Origin of the sequence: Glycomyces dulcitolivorans, from assembly GCF_003265355.1 — a bacterium.
GTDB classification, from domain to species: domain Bacteria; phylum Actinomycetota; class Actinomycetes; order Mycobacteriales; family Micromonosporaceae; genus Glycomyces; species Glycomyces dulcitolivorans.
The window spans coordinates 95,856-112,001 of record NZ_QFRW01000080.1 but is presented as its reverse complement, the minus strand read 5'-3'; the positions used below and the strand labels follow the sequence as shown (position 1 = coordinate 112,001).

At 70.9% G+C, this 16,146-nt stretch carries 16 protein-coding genes and 1 pseudogene; 7 read left to right on the top strand and 10 right to left on the bottom strand.

Annotated elements, in window-relative coordinates:
* From amrB to DI269_RS08010, 4 genes are all read right to left on the bottom strand, one after another.
* Positions 1-747 (bottom strand): AmmeMemoRadiSam system protein B (gene amrB / locus DI269_RS08025; RefSeq protein ID WP_112134571.1); only part of this gene is annotated, 747 nt, incomplete at its 3' end.
* Positions 748-803: 56 nt separating this feature from the next.
* Entirely contained in the window at positions 804-1,934 is a 1,131-nt protein-coding gene (gene amrS / locus DI269_RS08020; RefSeq protein ID WP_112134570.1) for an AmmeMemoRadiSam system radical SAM enzyme, read from the bottom strand.
* A 111-nt stretch (positions 1,935-2,045) separates the two neighbouring features.
* Positions 2,046-3,140 carry an ABC transporter ATP-binding protein gene (locus DI269_RS08015; protein ID WP_112134579.1) on the bottom strand — a complete coding sequence of 365 codons (1,095 nt, stop codon included), beginning with the start codon at positions 3,138-3,140 and terminating at the stop codon, positions 2,046-2,048.
* Between the two features lie 216 nt (positions 3,141-3,356).
* Positions 3,357-4,103, bottom strand: coding sequence for a hypothetical protein (locus DI269_RS08010; protein ID WP_112134569.1), 747 nt, complete (start codon positions 4,101-4,103; stop codon positions 3,357-3,359).
* Positions 4,104-4,150: 47 nt separating this feature from the next.
* On the opposite strand from DI269_RS08010, the gene DI269_RS08005 reads away from it, so the two are divergent.
* The 4 genes from DI269_RS08005 to DI269_RS07990 all read left to right on the top strand — a co-directional run bounded on the left by DI269_RS08005 (position 4,151) and on the right by DI269_RS07990 (position 6,086).
* Positions 4,151-5,191 carry a UDP-N-acetylmuramate dehydrogenase gene (locus DI269_RS08005; RefSeq protein ID WP_112134568.1) on the top strand — a complete coding sequence of 347 codons (1,041 nt, stop codon included), beginning with the start codon at positions 4,151-4,153 and terminating at the stop codon, positions 5,189-5,191.
* Between the two features lie 61 nt (positions 5,192-5,252).
* The gene (locus tag DI269_RS08000; protein ID WP_112134567.1) at positions 5,253-5,489 is read left to right on the top strand and encodes a FitA-like ribbon-helix-helix domain-containing protein; all 237 of its coding nucleotides are present in this window, start codon (positions 5,253-5,255) and stop codon (positions 5,487-5,489) included.
* Positions 5,486-5,881, top strand: a complete 396-nt coding sequence (locus tag DI269_RS07995; RefSeq protein WP_112134566.1) for a type II toxin-antitoxin system VapC family toxin — start codon at positions 5,486-5,488, stop codon at positions 5,879-5,881. The genes DI269_RS08000 and DI269_RS07995 overlap by 4 nt, the downstream gene beginning before the upstream one ends.
* Complete coding sequence (locus DI269_RS07990; protein WP_157974834.1) at positions 5,874-6,086, top strand: type II toxin-antitoxin system VapB family antitoxin; 213 nt, start codon at positions 5,874-5,876, stop codon at positions 6,084-6,086. Before DI269_RS07995 ends, DI269_RS07990 begins: the two co-directional genes overlap by 8 nt.
* Here the strand turns inward: DI269_RS07990 and hemB are convergent.
* The 6 genes and pseudogenes from hemB to DI269_RS07960 all read right to left on the bottom strand — a co-directional run bounded on the left by hemB (position 6,083) and on the right by DI269_RS07960 (position 12,346).
* Positions 6,083-7,069: a porphobilinogen synthase gene (gene hemB, locus DI269_RS07985; RefSeq protein ID WP_198667249.1), complete on the bottom strand. Its 987-nt coding sequence runs from the start codon at positions 7,067-7,069 to the stop codon at positions 6,083-6,085. The two genes, DI269_RS07990 and hemB, sit on opposite strands and share 4 nt — an antisense overlap.
* Before the next feature lie 29 nt (positions 7,070-7,098).
* Positions 7,099-8,679 (bottom strand): bifunctional uroporphyrinogen-III C-methyltransferase/uroporphyrinogen-III synthase, encoded by a 1,581-nt coding sequence (locus DI269_RS07980; RefSeq protein ID WP_112134563.1) that lies wholly within the window; start codon positions 8,677-8,679, stop codon positions 7,099-7,101.
* Between the two features lie 31 nt (positions 8,680-8,710).
* Positions 8,711-9,643: a hydroxymethylbilane synthase gene (gene hemC, locus DI269_RS07975; protein WP_198667248.1), complete on the bottom strand. Its 933-nt coding sequence runs from the start codon at positions 9,641-9,643 to the stop codon at positions 8,711-8,713.
* A 199-nt stretch (positions 9,644-9,842) separates the two neighbouring features.
* Positions 9,843-11,069: pseudogene (locus DI269_RS07970) on the bottom strand (glutamyl-tRNA reductase); the annotation flags it as partial.
* Positions 11,066-11,788, bottom strand: coding sequence for a redox-sensing transcriptional repressor Rex (locus tag DI269_RS07965; protein WP_112134561.1), 723 nt, complete (start codon positions 11,786-11,788; stop codon positions 11,066-11,068). The gene DI269_RS07965 and the pseudogene DI269_RS07970, both read right to left, overlap by 4 nt.
* Positions 11,789-12,100: 312 nt before the next feature.
* A complete protein-coding gene (locus DI269_RS07960; RefSeq protein ID WP_198667247.1) occupies positions 12,101-12,346 on the bottom strand; it encodes a glutaredoxin family protein in 246 nt (81 codons plus the stop codon).
* A gap of 387 nt (positions 12,347-12,733) precedes the next feature.
* On the opposite strand from DI269_RS07960, the gene DI269_RS07955 reads away from it, so the two are divergent.
* The 3 genes from DI269_RS07955 (at position 12,734) to DI269_RS07945 (ending at position 16,145) form a co-directional block, all read left to right on the top strand.
* Positions 12,734-13,540, top strand: a complete 807-nt coding sequence (locus DI269_RS07955) for an ECF subfamily RNA polymerase sigma factor, BldN family (RefSeq protein ID WP_112134559.1) — start codon at positions 12,734-12,736, stop codon at positions 13,538-13,540.
* A 307-nt stretch (positions 13,541-13,847) separates the two neighbouring features.
* Entirely contained in the window at positions 13,848-15,002 is a 1,155-nt protein-coding gene (locus tag DI269_RS07950) for a DUF5667 domain-containing protein (protein ID WP_112134558.1), read from the top strand.
* A 237-nt stretch (positions 15,003-15,239) separates the two neighbouring features.
* The gene (locus DI269_RS07945) at positions 15,240-16,145 is read left to right on the top strand and encodes an HAD family hydrolase (protein ID WP_198667246.1); all 906 of its coding nucleotides are present in this window, start codon (positions 15,240-15,242) and stop codon (positions 16,143-16,145) included.
* Position 16,146: the final 1 nt, after the last annotated feature.

Sequence of the window (16,146 nt, the reverse complement as noted above, 5' to 3'; positions counted from 1 at the left end):
GGTCCCGGCGGTGTCGGCCGAGGTGGCGCGCGCGAGTTCGCGCGGGCGCCGGCCGGTCGCGTCGGCCCAGGCGACGGTGCCGCGGAGCGCGTGGACGCCGCACGCGTGCTGCGGGGCGATCTCGCGCGGCCGCAGGCTCTTGATCGCCTCGGCGGTGGCGGCGTCGATCTTCTCGGCGGTGGCCTGGTCGTGGTAGTGCGACAGGTCGGTCGAGCAGATCAGGACCGCGTCCTCCCCGGCCTCCTCCAGCAGGGCCGCGATCATCCGCGCCGTGTCCGGGGTCTGGCTCATCCCGCAGGCGACCGGCGTGACCTCGATGTCGTCGCCGAGGGCGACCTGGAGAAACGGCAGCTGCACCTCAAGGGAGTGCTCGGCCTCGTGCGGGAGCCTCGAGGAGCCGACCACGTTCGTGGGGGCGGCGCGGACCAGCCCGAGCGGGGTCTCCCAGCCGGTGTAGGGCGCCGCGGCGTGGCCGCGGAGCGGGTGGTGGTGGGAGGGCCCGACCAGGACGACCCGCTTGACGCGGCCGCGGTGGGCGGCGAGCCGCGCGTACACCTGGGCCGCGACGGGCCCGGAGTAGCGGTATCCGGCGTGGGGCGCGATGTAGGCTGCCGCGAGCGGTTCGCTCACGGGGCCGACCTCGTCGATGAGGCGCTGGACGTCGCGGCGCAGCCGGACCGGGTCGGCCGGGTAGAAGCGGCCGGCGACGGCCGGGGGCCGCACGGTTTCGGATTTCGTCGAAGGCATCGCTGGTCTTCCGGTGGTGGGTTGATGCTGGACTGGCTGCCGGTGATGGTGGTGGGTTATGGCTGTCTGACTGACGGTGCGGCGATGCGGATCGGTTGCCGCCTGGGACCCCAGTCTCCCGCCGGTCCCTCGAAAACTCCGGGAACGCGCGCGCCGCAACGTACGCACTGTCCGCTATCCGACACTGCATACCGGTCAATCCGGTACCAATCACGCACGATGAGGGCTTCGCCACAAGAGCAGGTCGTCGTCTGCCCTTCCGGGTCGTGCACGTTCCCCGTGTACACGAACCTGAGGCCCGCATCGAGCGCGATGCGCCGCGCCCGGGTCAGGGTCGACGGGGGAGTGGGCGGCACGTCCCGCATCTTGAAGTCCGGGTGGAAGGCCGTGAAGTGCAGGGGCACTTCAGGACCCAGATGCTCGGCGATCCACTCCGCCTCGGCCGCGATCTCCGCGTCCGAGTCGTTGTGCCCCGGGATCAGCAGCGTCGTGATCTCGGTCCACACGTCGGTCTCGTGCACCAGGTATTCGAGTGTGTCGAGGACCGTCCTCAGTGAAGCGAACGCGACCTTCTTGTAGAACTCCTCGGTGAACGCCTTCAGGTCGATGTTCGCGGCGTCCATATGGGAGTACAGCTCCCGGCGGGCCGGGGCGTTGATGTACCCGGCGGACACCGCGACTGCTCTCAGGCCCGCGTCGCGGGCGGCGTCGGCGCAGTCGGTCGCGTACTCCAGGAACACCGTCGGGTCATTGTAGGTGAACGCGATCGACTTGCAGCCCAGCCGCTTCGCGGTGGCGGCGAGCGTCACGGCATCCGCTTGCGAGGAGAGGGTGTCGATCTCACGCGACTTGGAGATGTCCCAGTTCTGGCAGAACCGGCACGCGAGGTTGCACCCGGCCGTCCCGAACGAGAGCACCGGCGTGCCGGGCAGGAAGTGGTTGAGCGGCTTCTTCTCCACGGGGTCGACGCAGAACCCGGAGGAGCGGCCGTAGGAGGTGAGGACGATCTGGTCCCCTTGGCGGGCCCGCACGAAGCAGAGCCCCCGCTGGCCCTCGCGCAGGCGGCAGGCCCGCGGGCAGACCGTGCACTCGATCCGCCCGTCGTCCAGGGCGCGGTGGAACCGGGTGCCGACGGTGAACTCGTCGGCGCCTTCCACTCGCGGCCTGATGGGGGTGAGGGCGGCCATACGACAACCGTAGCTCTCGCACAGTTGCCTTCGCGTTACGGGCAGCGAAAAGGGCCGCGCAGCCAATGCGCGGCCCCGTTCGTTCAGAACCGGTTCGGACGTTCGCCCGGACTAGTTGAGGCGCTCGCCGGTCACGGGGTGGAACACGTGCTCGTGGCCCGGCTCGGGCACGACGTACACGGTCTCGGCCAGGCGCGGGACCTTCGCGGACTCGGTGCGGACGACGAAGCGCTCCGACGAGCCGTTGTAGGCGGCGTGCCCGTAGACGTAGGCCTCCGAGCCCAGCTCCTCGACGAGGTCGACCTCGATCGGGATGCCGCCGGAGCCCTCCGTGCCGAGCTTGCAGTGCTCGGGGCGGATGCCGATGGTGACCTGCTGGTCGCCGCCGTCCTGGGTCGCGGCGTCGCGGACCTCGCGCGAGAGCGGGAGGGTCACGTCGCCGAACAGGCCGCCTGCCTCGGTCAGGGACACGGTCTTGATGTTCATCGCCGGGGAGCCGATGAAGCCCGCGACGAAGATGTTCTTCGGCTTGTCGTACAGCGTACGAGGAGTGTCGCACTGCTGAAGCAGGCCGTCCTTCATGACCGCGATGCGGTGGCCCATCGTCAGCGCCTCGACCTGGTCGTGGGTGACGTAGACGGTGGTGATGCCCAGGCGCTTCTGGAGCGAGGCGATCTGCGAACGGGTCTGGACGCGGAGCTTCGCGTCGAGGTTCGACAGCGGCTCGTCCATGAGGAACACCTGGGGCTCGCGCACGATCGCGCGGCCCATGGCGACGCGCTGGCGCTGGCCGCCCGACAGGGCCTTCGGCTTGCGGCCGAGGTAGTCGGAGAGGTCGAGGAGCTTGGCGGCGTCCTCCACCCGCTGCTTGATCTCGGCCTTCGGCATGCGGCGCAGCTTGAGCGCGAACGCCATGTTGTCGAAGACGGACATGTGCGGGTAGAGCGCGTAGTTCTGGAAGACCATCGCGATGTCGCGGGACTTCGGGGGGAGGTTCGACACGTCGGTGTCGTTGATGAAGATCGAGCCCTCGTCGACCTCTTCGAGGCCGGCGAGCATCCGCAGGGAGGTGGACTTGCCGCAACCGGAGGGGCCGACGAGGACGAGGAACTCGCCGTCGTTGATCTCGATGTTCAGCTTGTCCACCGCGGGCTTCTCGGTCCCGGGGTAGATGCGGGTGGCGCCCGCGTACGTCACTGTCGCCATGATGTTCCCTTTCACTGGCAGGCACGTGCCAGACGATCCGTGGTAAAAGGCGGTTGTCCGTCGCAGCCCGGGAGCACCATGGGGGTCCCCGCGCTGGGACGCGCGCCGCGCGGTGCGAGCACCACGGAGCGCAGTGTGAGCCTAGCCTCGCGGGGAAGCCTTTGCCAAGTGGCCCCCGAACGTTTGTCCGGTTTCCGCGGGGCCTTTACCGAACCGTTACTCGACCCGCAGGGCCTGGAGCAGGGACTCGTCCCCCACGACGTCGCAGATCCCGAACGGCAGCCGCCCCCACAGCGCCAGCGCGATGTCCGACGCCGACCCCGCCGCGCGGGCCTGGAGCTCGGTGCGCGCGTCCGGCTGGTCCAGGAGGGCGACCCGGCCTTCCCTCAGGCGCACGAACCAAGTGGTGTCAGCGTCCTGCGCGAACAGCTGCACGAGCCCGTTCGCGTCCGGATGCGCGCCGCGGCGCGCGCCGACGGGGATGAAGGCCTCGAACGCCTCGGTCACGGCCTCGGCGGCGAGCGCGACCGGCACGGGGGCGGTGGCGCCGACGGCCATCTGGAGGTCCCATCTGGCCAGGCCGGTGGCGACGGCGACGCGCCGGTGCCAGAACTCGGCCCGCCACTCCACCGGCGCCCACGTCCACGCCGGCGACTCGGGCCCGCGCGCCTCGACCGCTTCGAGGACGCCGGCGAGCGCCTGGTCGTAGGCGTCGAGGACGGCCCGGCCGGAGGCGGTCACGGGCGGCGGCTCGGGGACGTCGCGGTCTTCGGCGGGCGCGGTGTACAGGGCGTCCACGGTCCAGCGGTAGAGCCTGGCGAGTTCGAGGAGGATGCCGGAGACCGTGGTGTCGGGGCGCGACGGCGCGACGCGGTCGAGCACCTCGGGTTCGCAGACCGAGCGCAGGCCCGCGGCCTCCGTCTTCAGTTCCGCGAGGTAGTCGGTGATGCGCAGCTTAGCCATGGTGACCGCCGTTCCTCGTAGCCTGCGAAAAGTTTAGGCTTTCGGGCGTGACACACGCCAGTCCAACGGCAAGCGGGACTCCTCGGAACCTGCTCAGCGAGTACACGACCCTGCGCTTGGGCGGTCCGGCCCGCGAGCTCGTCGAAGCCGCTTCCTCAGAGGAGGCGGTCGAGGCCCTCCGCGCGGCGAAGGGCTCGACGCTGGTCCTCGCCGGGGGCAGCAATGTCGTGATCGGCGACGAGGGCTTCGACGGGACGGTCGTGGTCCTGCGGGGCGGGGGCATCGAGGACCTGGGAACAGTGCGCGTGCAGGCCGGCCAGGTCTGGGACGAGTTCGTCGCGTGGACCGTGGCGAACGGGTTCTCGGGCGTGGAGTGCCTGAGCGGCATCCCGGGTTCGGCGGGCGCGACCCCGATCCAGAACGTGGGCGCCTACGGCCAGGAGGTCGCGCAGCGCATCGCGGCCGTGCGGGTCTGGGACCGCGAGCGGGACGAGCTCCGCGACTGGACCCCTGCCGAATGCGGATTCGCCTACCGCCACAGCATGTTCAAGCATTCCGACCGGTACCTGGTGCTCAGTGTGGACTTCGAGCTGGAGCGGTCCGGCCTGTCGCAGCCGATCGCCTACGCCGAACTCGCGAAGCGCCTCGGCGCCGACGTCGGCGACCGCGTGCCCCTCGCCGACGCCCGCGACGCGGTCATCGAGCTGCGCCACGGCAAGGGCATGGTCCTCGACGAGGCCGACCACGACACCTGGAGCGCGGGTTCCTTCTTCACCAATCCGATCGTCGGCCCCGCGGTCTTCCACGACATCGCCGCCCGCGCCGGAGGCGAACCGCCCCATTGGAAGACGAACGACGGCCAGATCAAGGTCTCGGCGGCCTGGCTCATCGGAGCCGCGGGTTTCGAAAAGGGCTACGGTCACGGGAACGTCAGTCTCTCGACCAAGCACACCCTCGCCCTGACCAACCGCGGCGGCGCGACGACTGCCGAACTCCTCGCCCTCGCAACCGAAGTCGCCGACACGGTAGAGGAAAAATTCGGCGTCCGCCTCCACCCCGAGCCAGTCATGGTAAACGCAGCGCTCTGACGCATCATGAGCCCTCCAAGTATTGAATGCATTTCACATTCATATTTGCTATAATGCATTCATGACTACACTCAGTGTTCGTGACATGTCGGAAGATGCACTGGCCATCCTCCGAGTCAGTGCCGCCGCCAAGCGGCAGTCGCTCCAGGCGTATGTGCGCGATGTACTTGAGCGCGAGGCGTACGCGCTCAGTATCGAGCAAGCCGCGCGCGAAGCGGACCGGCTAGCCGCTCGGGCCAACGTGACCACCGACGACGTTCTCAATGCGATCGAGGAGATGCGGCAGGCTCGCCAGTGATCGTCCTCGACACCTCGGCGATGGCCGAGTTCCTACTGGTTCGCGACGAAACCGGACTGCGGGTCCGAGAAGCCGTATCAGGAAACCCAGTTGCCGCACCCTACGCGGTAGATCTCGAATGCGCCTCTGTGTTCCGCGGCATGGTCCTCGGCGGCAAACTCTCAGAAGACATCGCCCTCAGCGCGATCGACCTGCTCGACCGCATAAACCTTCGCCGGTTCGATCATGCGCCGCTGATGCGCCGGGTCTGGGAGCTTCGTAACAACATGTGGCCCTACGATGCGGCGTTCGCCGCCCTCGCGGAATACCTGGAAGTTCCCCTGGTCACGCTGGACAAGAAGTTCGCCAATACCCCCGGCATCCGCTGCGAGGTCAGGAACCTCCGTGAGTGAGCGAGCCCGCAAAGCGCTGAAGGAACTCCAGCGCATGGCCGCCGAGGGCCTGTTCGACTTCGACCTGATGGTTGACCTCAACAAGTCGGTCGACGAGGGCCTGCTGCAGCAGGCCATGCGAGTGCTCGAAGTAGATACCCGGACCGAGGCCATCAACCGGGCCCTCCGGATCGCCGTCGATGCCGCCGGGAAACCAGGCCTCTAGCGGAGCATCGCCGCCGCGTCGAGGGCCGTGTACGTCGCGATGATCCTCGCCCCGGCGCGCTTGATGCTCGTCAGGGACTCCAGGATCGCAGCGTCCTTGTCGATCCAGCCTCGTTCGGCGGCGGCCACGAGTTGGGCGTATTCGCCTGAGATGTGGTAGGCGGCGACGGGGACGGGGGAGCGTTCGGCGGCGGCGCGGACGATGTCGAGGTAGGGGAGGGCGGGCTTGACCATGACGATGTCGGCGCCCTGCTCGATGTCGAGGTCGATCTCCAGGAGCGCTTCGGTGGCGTTCGCGGTGTCCTGCTGGTAGGTGCGGCGGTCGCCCTGGAGCTGGGATTCGACGGCTTGGCGGAAGGGCCCGTAGAAGGCGCTGGTGTACTTGGCGGCGTAGGCGAGCACGCCGGTGTCGGTGCGGCCGGCGTCGTCGAGGGCCGCGCGGACGAAGCCGACCTGGCCGTCCATCATGCCGGAGGCGCCGAGGAGGTCGGCGCCGGATTCGGCGAGGGCCAGGCCCATCTCGGCGTAGCGGTCGAGGGTGGCGTCGTTGTCGACCGAGCCGTCGGGGCGCAGGACGCCGCAGTGGCCGTGGTCGGTGAACTCGTCGAGGCACAGGTCGGGGATGATCACGAGGTCGTCGCCGATCTCCTCGCGAATAGCGCGCGTGGTGCGGTTGAGGATGCCGTCGGGGTCGGTCGCGGCGGAGCCGACGGCGTCGCGCACGGCCGGGACGGCGAAGGGCATGAGCCCGCCGAGCCCGGCGCGGGCGGCCTCGACGGCGAGCTTGCGGGCGGAGTCGACGGTGTGCTGGAAGACGCCCGGCATCGACGGGATCTCGACCGGCTCGCGCAGGTCCTCCTTGACGAAGAACGGGAGCACGAGGTCGTTGGTGTGCACGCGGGTCTCGGCGACCAGACGGCGAAGGGCCGCAGTGCGGCGCAGCCTCCGGGGGCGGATGACGGGGTATTCGGAGCTGCTCGGCACTGCGGCCACTTCCCTTCTCACGTAATGCTTTAGCGGAACCTCAGGGCGGTCGGGCCCTGGACCTTCTGGCCGCGGCGGGTCTTGATCGGGCCCTCGGCCAGGCGCTGCTTGAGCTCCGTGGCGTACTCGGCGAGCGCCTCGATCAGGTCGGGCACCGAGGCGTTCTCGGGCTTGGCGTCCACGCGGAGGCCGAACTCGGTCGCGGTGTCCGAGGTGGCCGGGCCGATGCACGCGACGACGGTGCGCTGGTGCGGCTTGCCGGCGATGCCGACGAGGTTGCGGACGGTCGAGGACGAGGTGAACAGGACCGCGTCGAAGCCGCCGGACTTGATGGCGTCGCGGATGTCCGCGGCGGGCGGCGAGGCGCGCACGGTGCGGTAGGCGGTGACGTCGTCGACCTCCCAGCCGCGCTCGGACAGGCCCTGGACGAGCGTCTCGGTGGCGATGTCGGCGCGGGGCAGGAGCACGCGGCCGACCATGTCGAGGATCGGGTCGTGCGGCGGGAAGACCTCCAGGAGGCCCTCCGAGGACTGCTGCCCGTTCGGGAGGAGCTCGGGCTCGATGCCGAACTCGCGCACCGCGTTCGCGGTGGCCTCGCCGATGCAGGCGATGCGCAGGCCGCCGAAGGCGCGGGCGTCGAGGCCGTGCTCCTTGAACTTCTCCCAGATGGCCTTCACGGAGTTCTGGCTGGTGAAGACGATCCACGCGTAGCGGCCGTCGACGAGGCCCTTGATGGCCCGCTCCATCTGGGCGGGCGTGCGCGGGGGCTCGACGGCGATCGTGGGGACCTCGCACGGGATGGCGCCGTAGGCGCGCAGGCGCTCGGACATGACGCCGGCCTGCTCCTTGGTGCGCGGGATGAGGACCTTCCAGCCGTACAGCGGGCGGCCCTCCCACCAGGCGAGCTCGTGGCGGTCGTCGACGCCGGGGCCGATGGTGAGGACGACCTGCCCGGCGTAGCCGAGCGCGGCCTCCACGAACGTGTCGACGGAGGAGGTGGTCGTGTACTCGGTCTCCCCGGTCGCGTCTCCGGTGACGGCCACGGCGGTCTCGCCGGAGACGCCGCCGGAGAGGAGGATGTCGCGGAGAGAGGAGAGGTCGGAGACGTCGGCGGTGACGGTGAGGGAGCCGCGCTTGATCGCGTCGGCGATGACGAGCGGCTCGACCGAGGCGATGTCGTCGATCTCGATGACGGTGCGGATCTCCCCGGGGGGCATGCCCGCGTAGACCGCGACGGCCTGCGCGTGGCTCATGCCGGGGATGACCTCGAAGCGGGCCTGCTCGGCGGAGGCGGCGCGGATCTCGGCGCGCGCCAGGCGGTTCGGGTAGGCGTCGCCGACGATGAGGCGGACGATGTTCTCGCCTTCGCGCGCGGCGGCGGCCATGAGCTTGCCCTGGTCGGACGGGGAGGACTCGATGAGCTTGAGCTTCGCGTCGTCGCCGTTGATCTCCTTGGCCGCCTCGATGAGCGACTGCGGGAGCGACCGGTCGTAGTAGACGCGGTCGGCCTCGCGGATCGCGTCGAGGGCGCGCTTGGTCAGCAGTCCCGGATCGCCTGGGCCGGTCCCGACGAAACGCACGCGGCCCACCGGCTTACGGGCACTGGTCATGTTCTCTCCATCAATCGTCTGAGCTTTGCGTCTACTTCAATAGCTGGTCGGCACCCGCTTCGAGCAGGTCCTCGGCGAGGGCCCTGCCCGCGGCCGCGGCCTGCTCGGCCAGCTCCTCGCCGCCCGCGTCGGCGAGCGTGGCCGTGGTCGAGAGCCGTTCGATGACGGAGCCGTCCACGGAGCCGACGGCTCCGCGCAGATACAGGTCGACTTCCCCGGGATCGGCCCCTTCGGCGACGTCGGCGAGTGCGGCGACGGGAGCGCTGCACCCGGCTTCGAGTCGTTGCAGAAGTGCGCGTTCGGCGGCGACGGCGGCCTGCGAGTACCGGTCGTTGAGCTTACTTGAGATCAGCGCAGATGTCATGTCGGCTTTGCGGCATTCGACCGCCAATGCCCCTTGTGCCGGAGCGGGAAGCATCACCAAGGGGTCCAGGTATTCCGTCACCTCCGCCTGGCGGCCGACCCGCTTGAGGCCGGCGGCGGCGAGGATCACCCCGTCGAGGTCCTTGCCGACCCGGCCGATGCGGGTGTCGACGTTGCCGCGGATCGGCACGCACTCGAAGCCGCGCCCCAGGGCGTTCAGCTGCGCGATGCGCCGGGGCGACCCGGTGCCGATGCGGGCGCCCGGCCCCAGGTCGGAGAGGGTGCGGCCGCCGGAGGCGACGAGGACGTCGCGCGGGTCCTCGCGCGGCGGGACGCCGATGACGAGGTGCCCGGGCTGGGCGGTGGGGAGGTCCTTGTACGAGTGGACCGCGATGTCGATCTCCTCGCGGTCGAGCGCTTCGCGGAGCTGGTTGACGAAGACGCCGACCCCGAGCTCGGCGACCGGGACGGTGGTCCCGTCCCCTGTGGTCTTGATCTCCACGAGTTCGACCTGCTCCCCCGTCAGGCGACTGATCGCGTCCGCGATCATGCCGCTCTGCGCGAGCGCGAGCTTCGATCCCCTGGTCCCGACTCGGATCACGGGCTTCGTTCCCTTCTCGGTACCGCGAATTCGCGGTCGTTCCTAATTCGGACGGGGCGGAGGGGACCTGCCCGAGCGCGTCGGCCACGGGGGCCGTCGCGGGGCTGATCTTCAGGGCCTCGGCGAGGCGGTCGCCTTCGGCGGCGGTGAGGACCGCCGCGTCGAGGGCGAAGAGGTCGCGCAGTGCGCGGGCGTAGTCGGGCGCGCCGGGCTGGCCGGCGAGCTCGCGGACGCGCACGGTGGGCTCGTGGAGGAGCCGCTGCACGACGCGGTGGACGGTGCGGGCGACCTCGGCGCGCTGGTCGTCGGTGAAGTCGCCGCGGCGGGCCACGCGGGCGAGCTCGGCGTCGACGATGTCGGCGGCCGCGGACCGCAGGGCCGCGACGGTGGGGGTGACGGCGTCGGCGCGCAGGCTCTCGCTGTAGGCCTCGATCTCCTCGGCGAGCAGGCGCTCGACCTCGGCGAGGGTGTCGGCGGCGGCCCCGGCGGCGTCGGCCTTCTGGATCTGGGCGATGTCGACGACGGTGACGCCCGGCAGGAGCGCGACCGCCTCGGCGACGTCCTTGGGGAGGGCGAGGTCGCAGACGACGAGCGGGCGGGTGCGGCCCGCGAGGTGCGATTCGAGGAGCACCGGCTCGGGGGAGGCGGTGGCGCACACGAGGAGGTCGGCGCCCGCGGCGAGGGAGGCGAGGTCGTCGTAGTCGGCGGCCTCGGCGTCCCAGACGGCGGCGAGGCGCTCGGCCTTGGCGCGGTCGCGGTTGGCGACGGCCAGGGACCTGACGCCGGCGCGGGCGAGGGTCGCGGTGGCGAGGGAGCCCATGGACCCGGCGCCGACGACGGCGGCGCGGGTCTCGGTGAGGCCGTTCTGGAAGCCGTGCCCGGCGAGCGCGCGCTCGGCGAGGTCGAGGGCGGCGGTGACGATGGAGGGCGCGGCGGCGTCGACGTCGGTCTCGGCGTGGATGCGCTTCCCGACGCGCAGGGCCTGCTGGAAGAGCTCGTGGAGGTGGCGGCCGACCTGGTCGGCCTCGCGCGCGGTGTCGTAGGCGTCGCGGAGCTGGCCGAGGATCTGCGGTTCGCCGGCGACCATGGAGTCGAGTCCGGCGGCGACGCGGAAGGCGTGGGCGACGGCGTCGGCGCCGTGGCGCACGTACCCGCAGGAGGCGAAGTCGAGGTCGGCCTGGATCTCGGTGAGGCCCCAGATGCGGTGGAGCTCGTCGACGACGGCGGCGAGCCCGCCGTGGAAGCTGCCGGCGACGGCGTAGACCTCGACCCGGTTGCAGGTGGAGAGGACGACGGCCTCGCGGACCTCGCCGCCGCGCAGGAGCGCGCGCGCGAGTTCGGCGGCGGCCTCGGGCCCGACCGCGAGCCGTTCCAGGGTCTCGACCGCTGCGCTGCGGTGCGAGATGCCGACAACCAGGAGGTTCACTTCACCGTTCCCGTCTCTTGTTGACCTGGGCCGTCCGCGAGCGTCTTGTGGTGCTCGTGGAACGAGAGGATCTGGAGCTCGACGGCCAGGTCCACCTTGCGGACCGCCACTCCCTGCGGAACGGCGAGCACGCACGGCGCGAAGTTGAGAATGCTTGTGACACCAGCATCTACGAGGAGGTCGGCCACGTGTTGGGCGGCCGCGCCGGGTGTGGCGATGACCCCTATGTTGATGCCTTCGTCACGGACGGCCCGGGCGAGGAGCGCCACGTCGCGCACCAGGAGGCCGTCCAGCGCCTTCCCTATGATGCCCGGGTCGGCGTCGAAGAGGCCAACGATGTCGAAGCCGCGCTCGGAGAAGCCGGGGTACCTGGCCAGGGCCTGGCCCAGGTGGCCGAGGCCGATGATGGCGACGCGGGAGTCCTTGGTGAGTCCGAGCACACCGGCGATGTGGGTGGCGAGGTTGGCGACGCTGTAGCCGACGCCGCGCATCCCGGAGGCGCCGAGCTGGGAGAGGTCCTTGCGGAGCATCGCGGAGTTGACGCCCGTGGCGGCCGCGAGCGTCTCGGAGGAGACGGTGTCGACGCCGGCCTCGGAGAGGGTGCCCAGGGCGCGGAGGTACTCGGGCAGGCGCCTGACCACGGCCGCCGGGAGGTCGGCGGCGGTGGCCGGCGGGGCGCCGGCGGCCCGCTGGTCAGTGCCTTCACCGGTGGTCGTCAATGCCAGAGCTCCAGGTCCGATCCCGCGCCGTCGTTCACCGGCGCGCCACTCAGCTTAGGACTCGTCCGGGGCGGGAGGTCGCACAGGCGGCGCTAACGCGGCGCGTTCTCAGGTGGGGCGGGGTGTCGCGGCGGCGACTGCGGGGTGAACGGGACTCGGCGGCTCGCGGGCGCTGCGCGGTACACCCCCGTAACACCGGGCGAAGCCCGGCTGTACCGAATTGCGAACGTCCCGGCGAGCCGCCGTCTGCCAGAATTTTGCCCTAAAAGACCGATCTGGGACGGTATTTCGGGGATTTCTCGGAGTGTCGCCTCACGCGGGCGGCGTCTTCAGGTCCTTGAGCAGGCGCGGGACGTCCACGTCCCAGTAGCCGTGCTCGCGCCCGTCGAGGAGGAGCACGGGGAGCCGGTCGCCGTAGTCGCGCGCCAACGCGGCGTCGTCGGCGACGTCGACCTCGGACCAGGATTCGCCGGTCTCGGCGCTCACCCGATCGAGCGCCTCGCGCGCCGCGATGCAGAGATGGCACTCCCTTGTAGTCAGCAGCGTCAGCCTGTTCACCCTGCTCCCTCCGTCGAAATGAAAAGGCGGACGGGATCGCACAGCTTGTGCGACACCCTCCGTCATTCCTCGCTCACTATTGAGGCACAACAGGTCCGCGGCCGCGGACCACCGAACGTTTGGGGAGGTAATGGTGGGATTCCGCCCCCGCAACGAAGGGTACGCCGGCGCACCGGGCGCGCGCCGACATCAACCCGTCCGAACCCGTCACCGAGCGCGACACGCCGATCGCAAATACGCGTCGAAGGCCCCGCTGATTTCTAGACTCAGGCGGGTCAGTCCCTGCGGGACCCGTTCGCTCGACTCGGCCCGACGACCCCTCACACGAGGAGGCCACTAGTGCCCGGTATTGCACCGACCCTGGCTGTGGCAAGCCACGACTCGGCAGTGCTCACAGCAGACATCGCCCCCATCTTCCGCTCCGGTTCGATCGCCGACGCCCTGACGAGGCTCCCCGGCCCGACCTTCGAGCGCCTCAAGCAGGCCGTGTGGACGGTCCTGAGCCTGGACACCGGTACGGCCGAGCAGCACCAGGTGCGGCCCGGACGCGGCACCGGTCCGGGCGCCGGCGGCACGGCGGGAGGCACCGCCGAGCAGCGCGGCGCCGACCAGCAGCACGAAGACCAGGTCGACGGCGACGAGGTCGCCGACCTCGTCGCGCGCGCCCAGGACGGCGACCCGGGCGCCTTCGGCGAGATCTACGACCGGTACAGCGACACGGTCTACCGGTACATCTACTTCCGCGTGAACAACGCGCAGCTCGCCGAGGACCTCGCGTCCGAGACGTTCCTGCGCGCGCTGCGGCGGATCTCCAGCTTCAGCTGGCAGGGCAGGGCGTTCGGCGCGTGGCTGGTGACCATCGCGCGGAACCTCGTCGTCGACCACTTCAAGTCCGGCCGCTACCGGCTGGAGATCGTCAAGCCCGACGTGCTCGGCGCGGACGAGAAGGACCACGACCCGTCGACCTCCCCCGAGACCGCCGCACTGGAGAAGCTGACGAACGCGACGCTCCTCACGGCGGTCAAGAAGCTCAACCCCGACCAGCAGGAATGCATCGTGCTGCGGTTCCTCCAGGGGTTCACCGTCGCCGAGACGGCCCGCGCCATGCAGAAGAACGAGGGCGCGGTCAAGGCGCTCCAGTACCGGGCCGTGCGCACGCTCGCCCGGCTGCTGCCCGACGGCTTCCGAGGCTGAGAGGCCGTCCGATCCCCGCAATCCCCGTCCGGGCCCGTGTCCGGAACCCGACACCACCCGTTCCCGAGGGCTCCGGCCCCCCAACCCGTAATCGACGGTCCGCCTCCTCACGGCGGACTGGAACTGCCAGGTCAGGGCCCTTTACCGGCCCGATACCGCCGCGAGGCCCTTCCGTGACGAGGACGATGTGGTCCGAAACGCAAGGTTCGCGGCGAACCGTAACCTCAGGGGCTACTCGTGCGTTGTTCTCAGTACAGGAGCAGGATCCATGCAGTGAGAGGGGGTGTGCCCGGTGACATTGAACCCTATGGAGCGCCGTCGCGCGGAGGAATTCGCGCGGCTGCTTGACTCCGACGGTCCCACCCTCCCTCACTCGCGCCGCAGCGCGGACGCATCGGGTGCGTCAGCAGAAGCATTCGCCGAACTCGTCGGCGTCACCGAGCGGCTCGGCGGGCTGGGCGACCAGCTCTTCAACGCGAGCAGGCCCTCGCGGGACTGGCAGGACGCCACCCGCAGAAGGCTCATGGCGGTCGCCACCGAAGAAGGCATCGGCGTCACCGCCAGGCACCGCGCCAGCGCGGCCGTCCCCGAGACGAAGCGGGCGCCCGTCCTCGACGAGATGTTCCCGCGCCGCCCCCGCGGCGGCCGGCGTCTCGCGATCGTCGCGGCGCTGCTCACCGGCACCGTTGCCATCTCCGGGGTCTCCGCGGCCTCCGGCGACGCGCTGCCCGGCGAGACGCTCTACAACGTCAAGCGCTCCACCGAGCGGGCGCAGCTCGCCCTGGCGGGCAACGACCTCGGCCGCGCGCAGCTGTACCTGGAGTTCGCGCGCACGCGCATCCAGGAGGCGTCGCTCGTCGCCGACGACGACGAGGCGGCCGCCAACGCGCTCGAAGACGCGGCCTCGGAGCTGAAGAGCGCGAGCGCGCTCCTCGGCGAGGTCGCGGTGTCCAGCGACGACCCCGCGCCCCTGGACTACCTCGACCTGTTCGCCAACGAGCACCGCTGGGTGCTCGACGACCTGGTGAGCGGGCTCGACGGCGAGGCCCAGGACGCGGGCGAGGAACTCGTGTCCGTGCTGGAGGCCGCGGCGCAGCGGTCGGTGGACCTGCGCGGCGCCCTCGACTGCACCGAGGCCGGCGGCGACGCCGACGAGCTCGGCCCGATCCCGGGCGCGTGCGCGCAGAACGCCGTCGACGCCACCAGCCCCGCGGACCCGAGCGCAGGCTCGGGCACCGGGGAGGAGGCGGGCGGCGACCCCGGCAGCGGCGAGCAGACCGGGTCCGGTACCGACGCGGACGCCGCCACCGGCGGCGAGGCCGACGACCAGGGCACCCCGGCGTCCGACCCGACCACCGGTGGGGCCAGCAGCCCCGCCGCGGACGGGGAGACCACGGGGGCCGAAACAGAGGACGACGTCCTCGGCGAACTGACCGGGATCATCTCGGACCTGTTCGATTGATCACCGGCCGCACTAGTGCGGCCGAGGTGCAAGGTGCGGAGCGGGGCCGGGGAGCCGTCAGGCGACCCGGCCCCTCGCACACGGGGTGAACACGGCGTTTCCCCCCAGCGGCGGCCTCGGAACGCGATCCCGTCCATACCCGACCGGGGTCGTACATAACCAAGGCCACACTGGAAATTCACCGGGCTCGCGTCCTCGCGTTACAGGGCGTCTGCCTTGGGCTTGTAGGCTTTTAGGGTGTCTGAGATCGAGGCTTCCTCCAGCGCCTCCGCCACACCCCGCCCGGCAGCCGTGCGGGGCGGCGGCGTCGCTCGCACGCAGTCAAACGCCCACTCCGTCGTCGTCGAGCCCGCCGCCCCCGGCGAGGACGAGCTCGCCCACATCCCCTCCGCGGCGTTCTTCGACGTCGACAACACCCTCATGCACGGCGCCTCCACGTACTACCTGGCGCGGGCGCTGGCCCGCCACGGCGTCCTGTCCGGGCGCGACATCCTCGGCTTCGCTTGGAAGCAGGCCCGGTTCAAGTTCCAGGGCGTCGAGCACCACGGGCACATCTCGCAGATCAAGTCGTCCGCGCTCGAACTCGTCGCCGGGTTCCCGGTGAACGAGATGCGCTCCCTGTGCGAGGAGGTCGTCGACCGCGACATCTCCCCGCGCATCCTCGCCCCGGTCCGCCGGCTGGCCGAGCGCCACCTGGAGACCGGTCAGGAGGTGTGGCTGGTGACCGCCAGCCCCGTCGAGCTCGCCGGGGTCCTCGCCTCGCGCCTCGGATTGACCGGCGCGCTCGGGACGATCGCCGAGATAGAGAACGGCTGCTACACCGGCCGCCTCGTCGGCGACCTCATGCACGGGCCCGCGAAGGCCGAGGGGATCGCCCAGCTCGCGGCCGAGCGGGGCCTCGAACTGGAGCAGTGCACCGCGTACTCCGACTCGGCGAACGACCTGCCGATGCTGCGGAAGGTCGGCCGCGCCATCGCCGTCAACCCGGACACGCGCCTGGCCCGCCAGGCCCGCCACCACGGCTGGCCGGTCCTGGACTACCGGCGCGGGCGCCGCGCCGCGAAGCTCGCGCTGCCCGCGGCGACCGCCGCGGGCGTGGGCGCGGGCCTGCTCTACCTGTACAAGTCCCGCGAACGCGACTGAC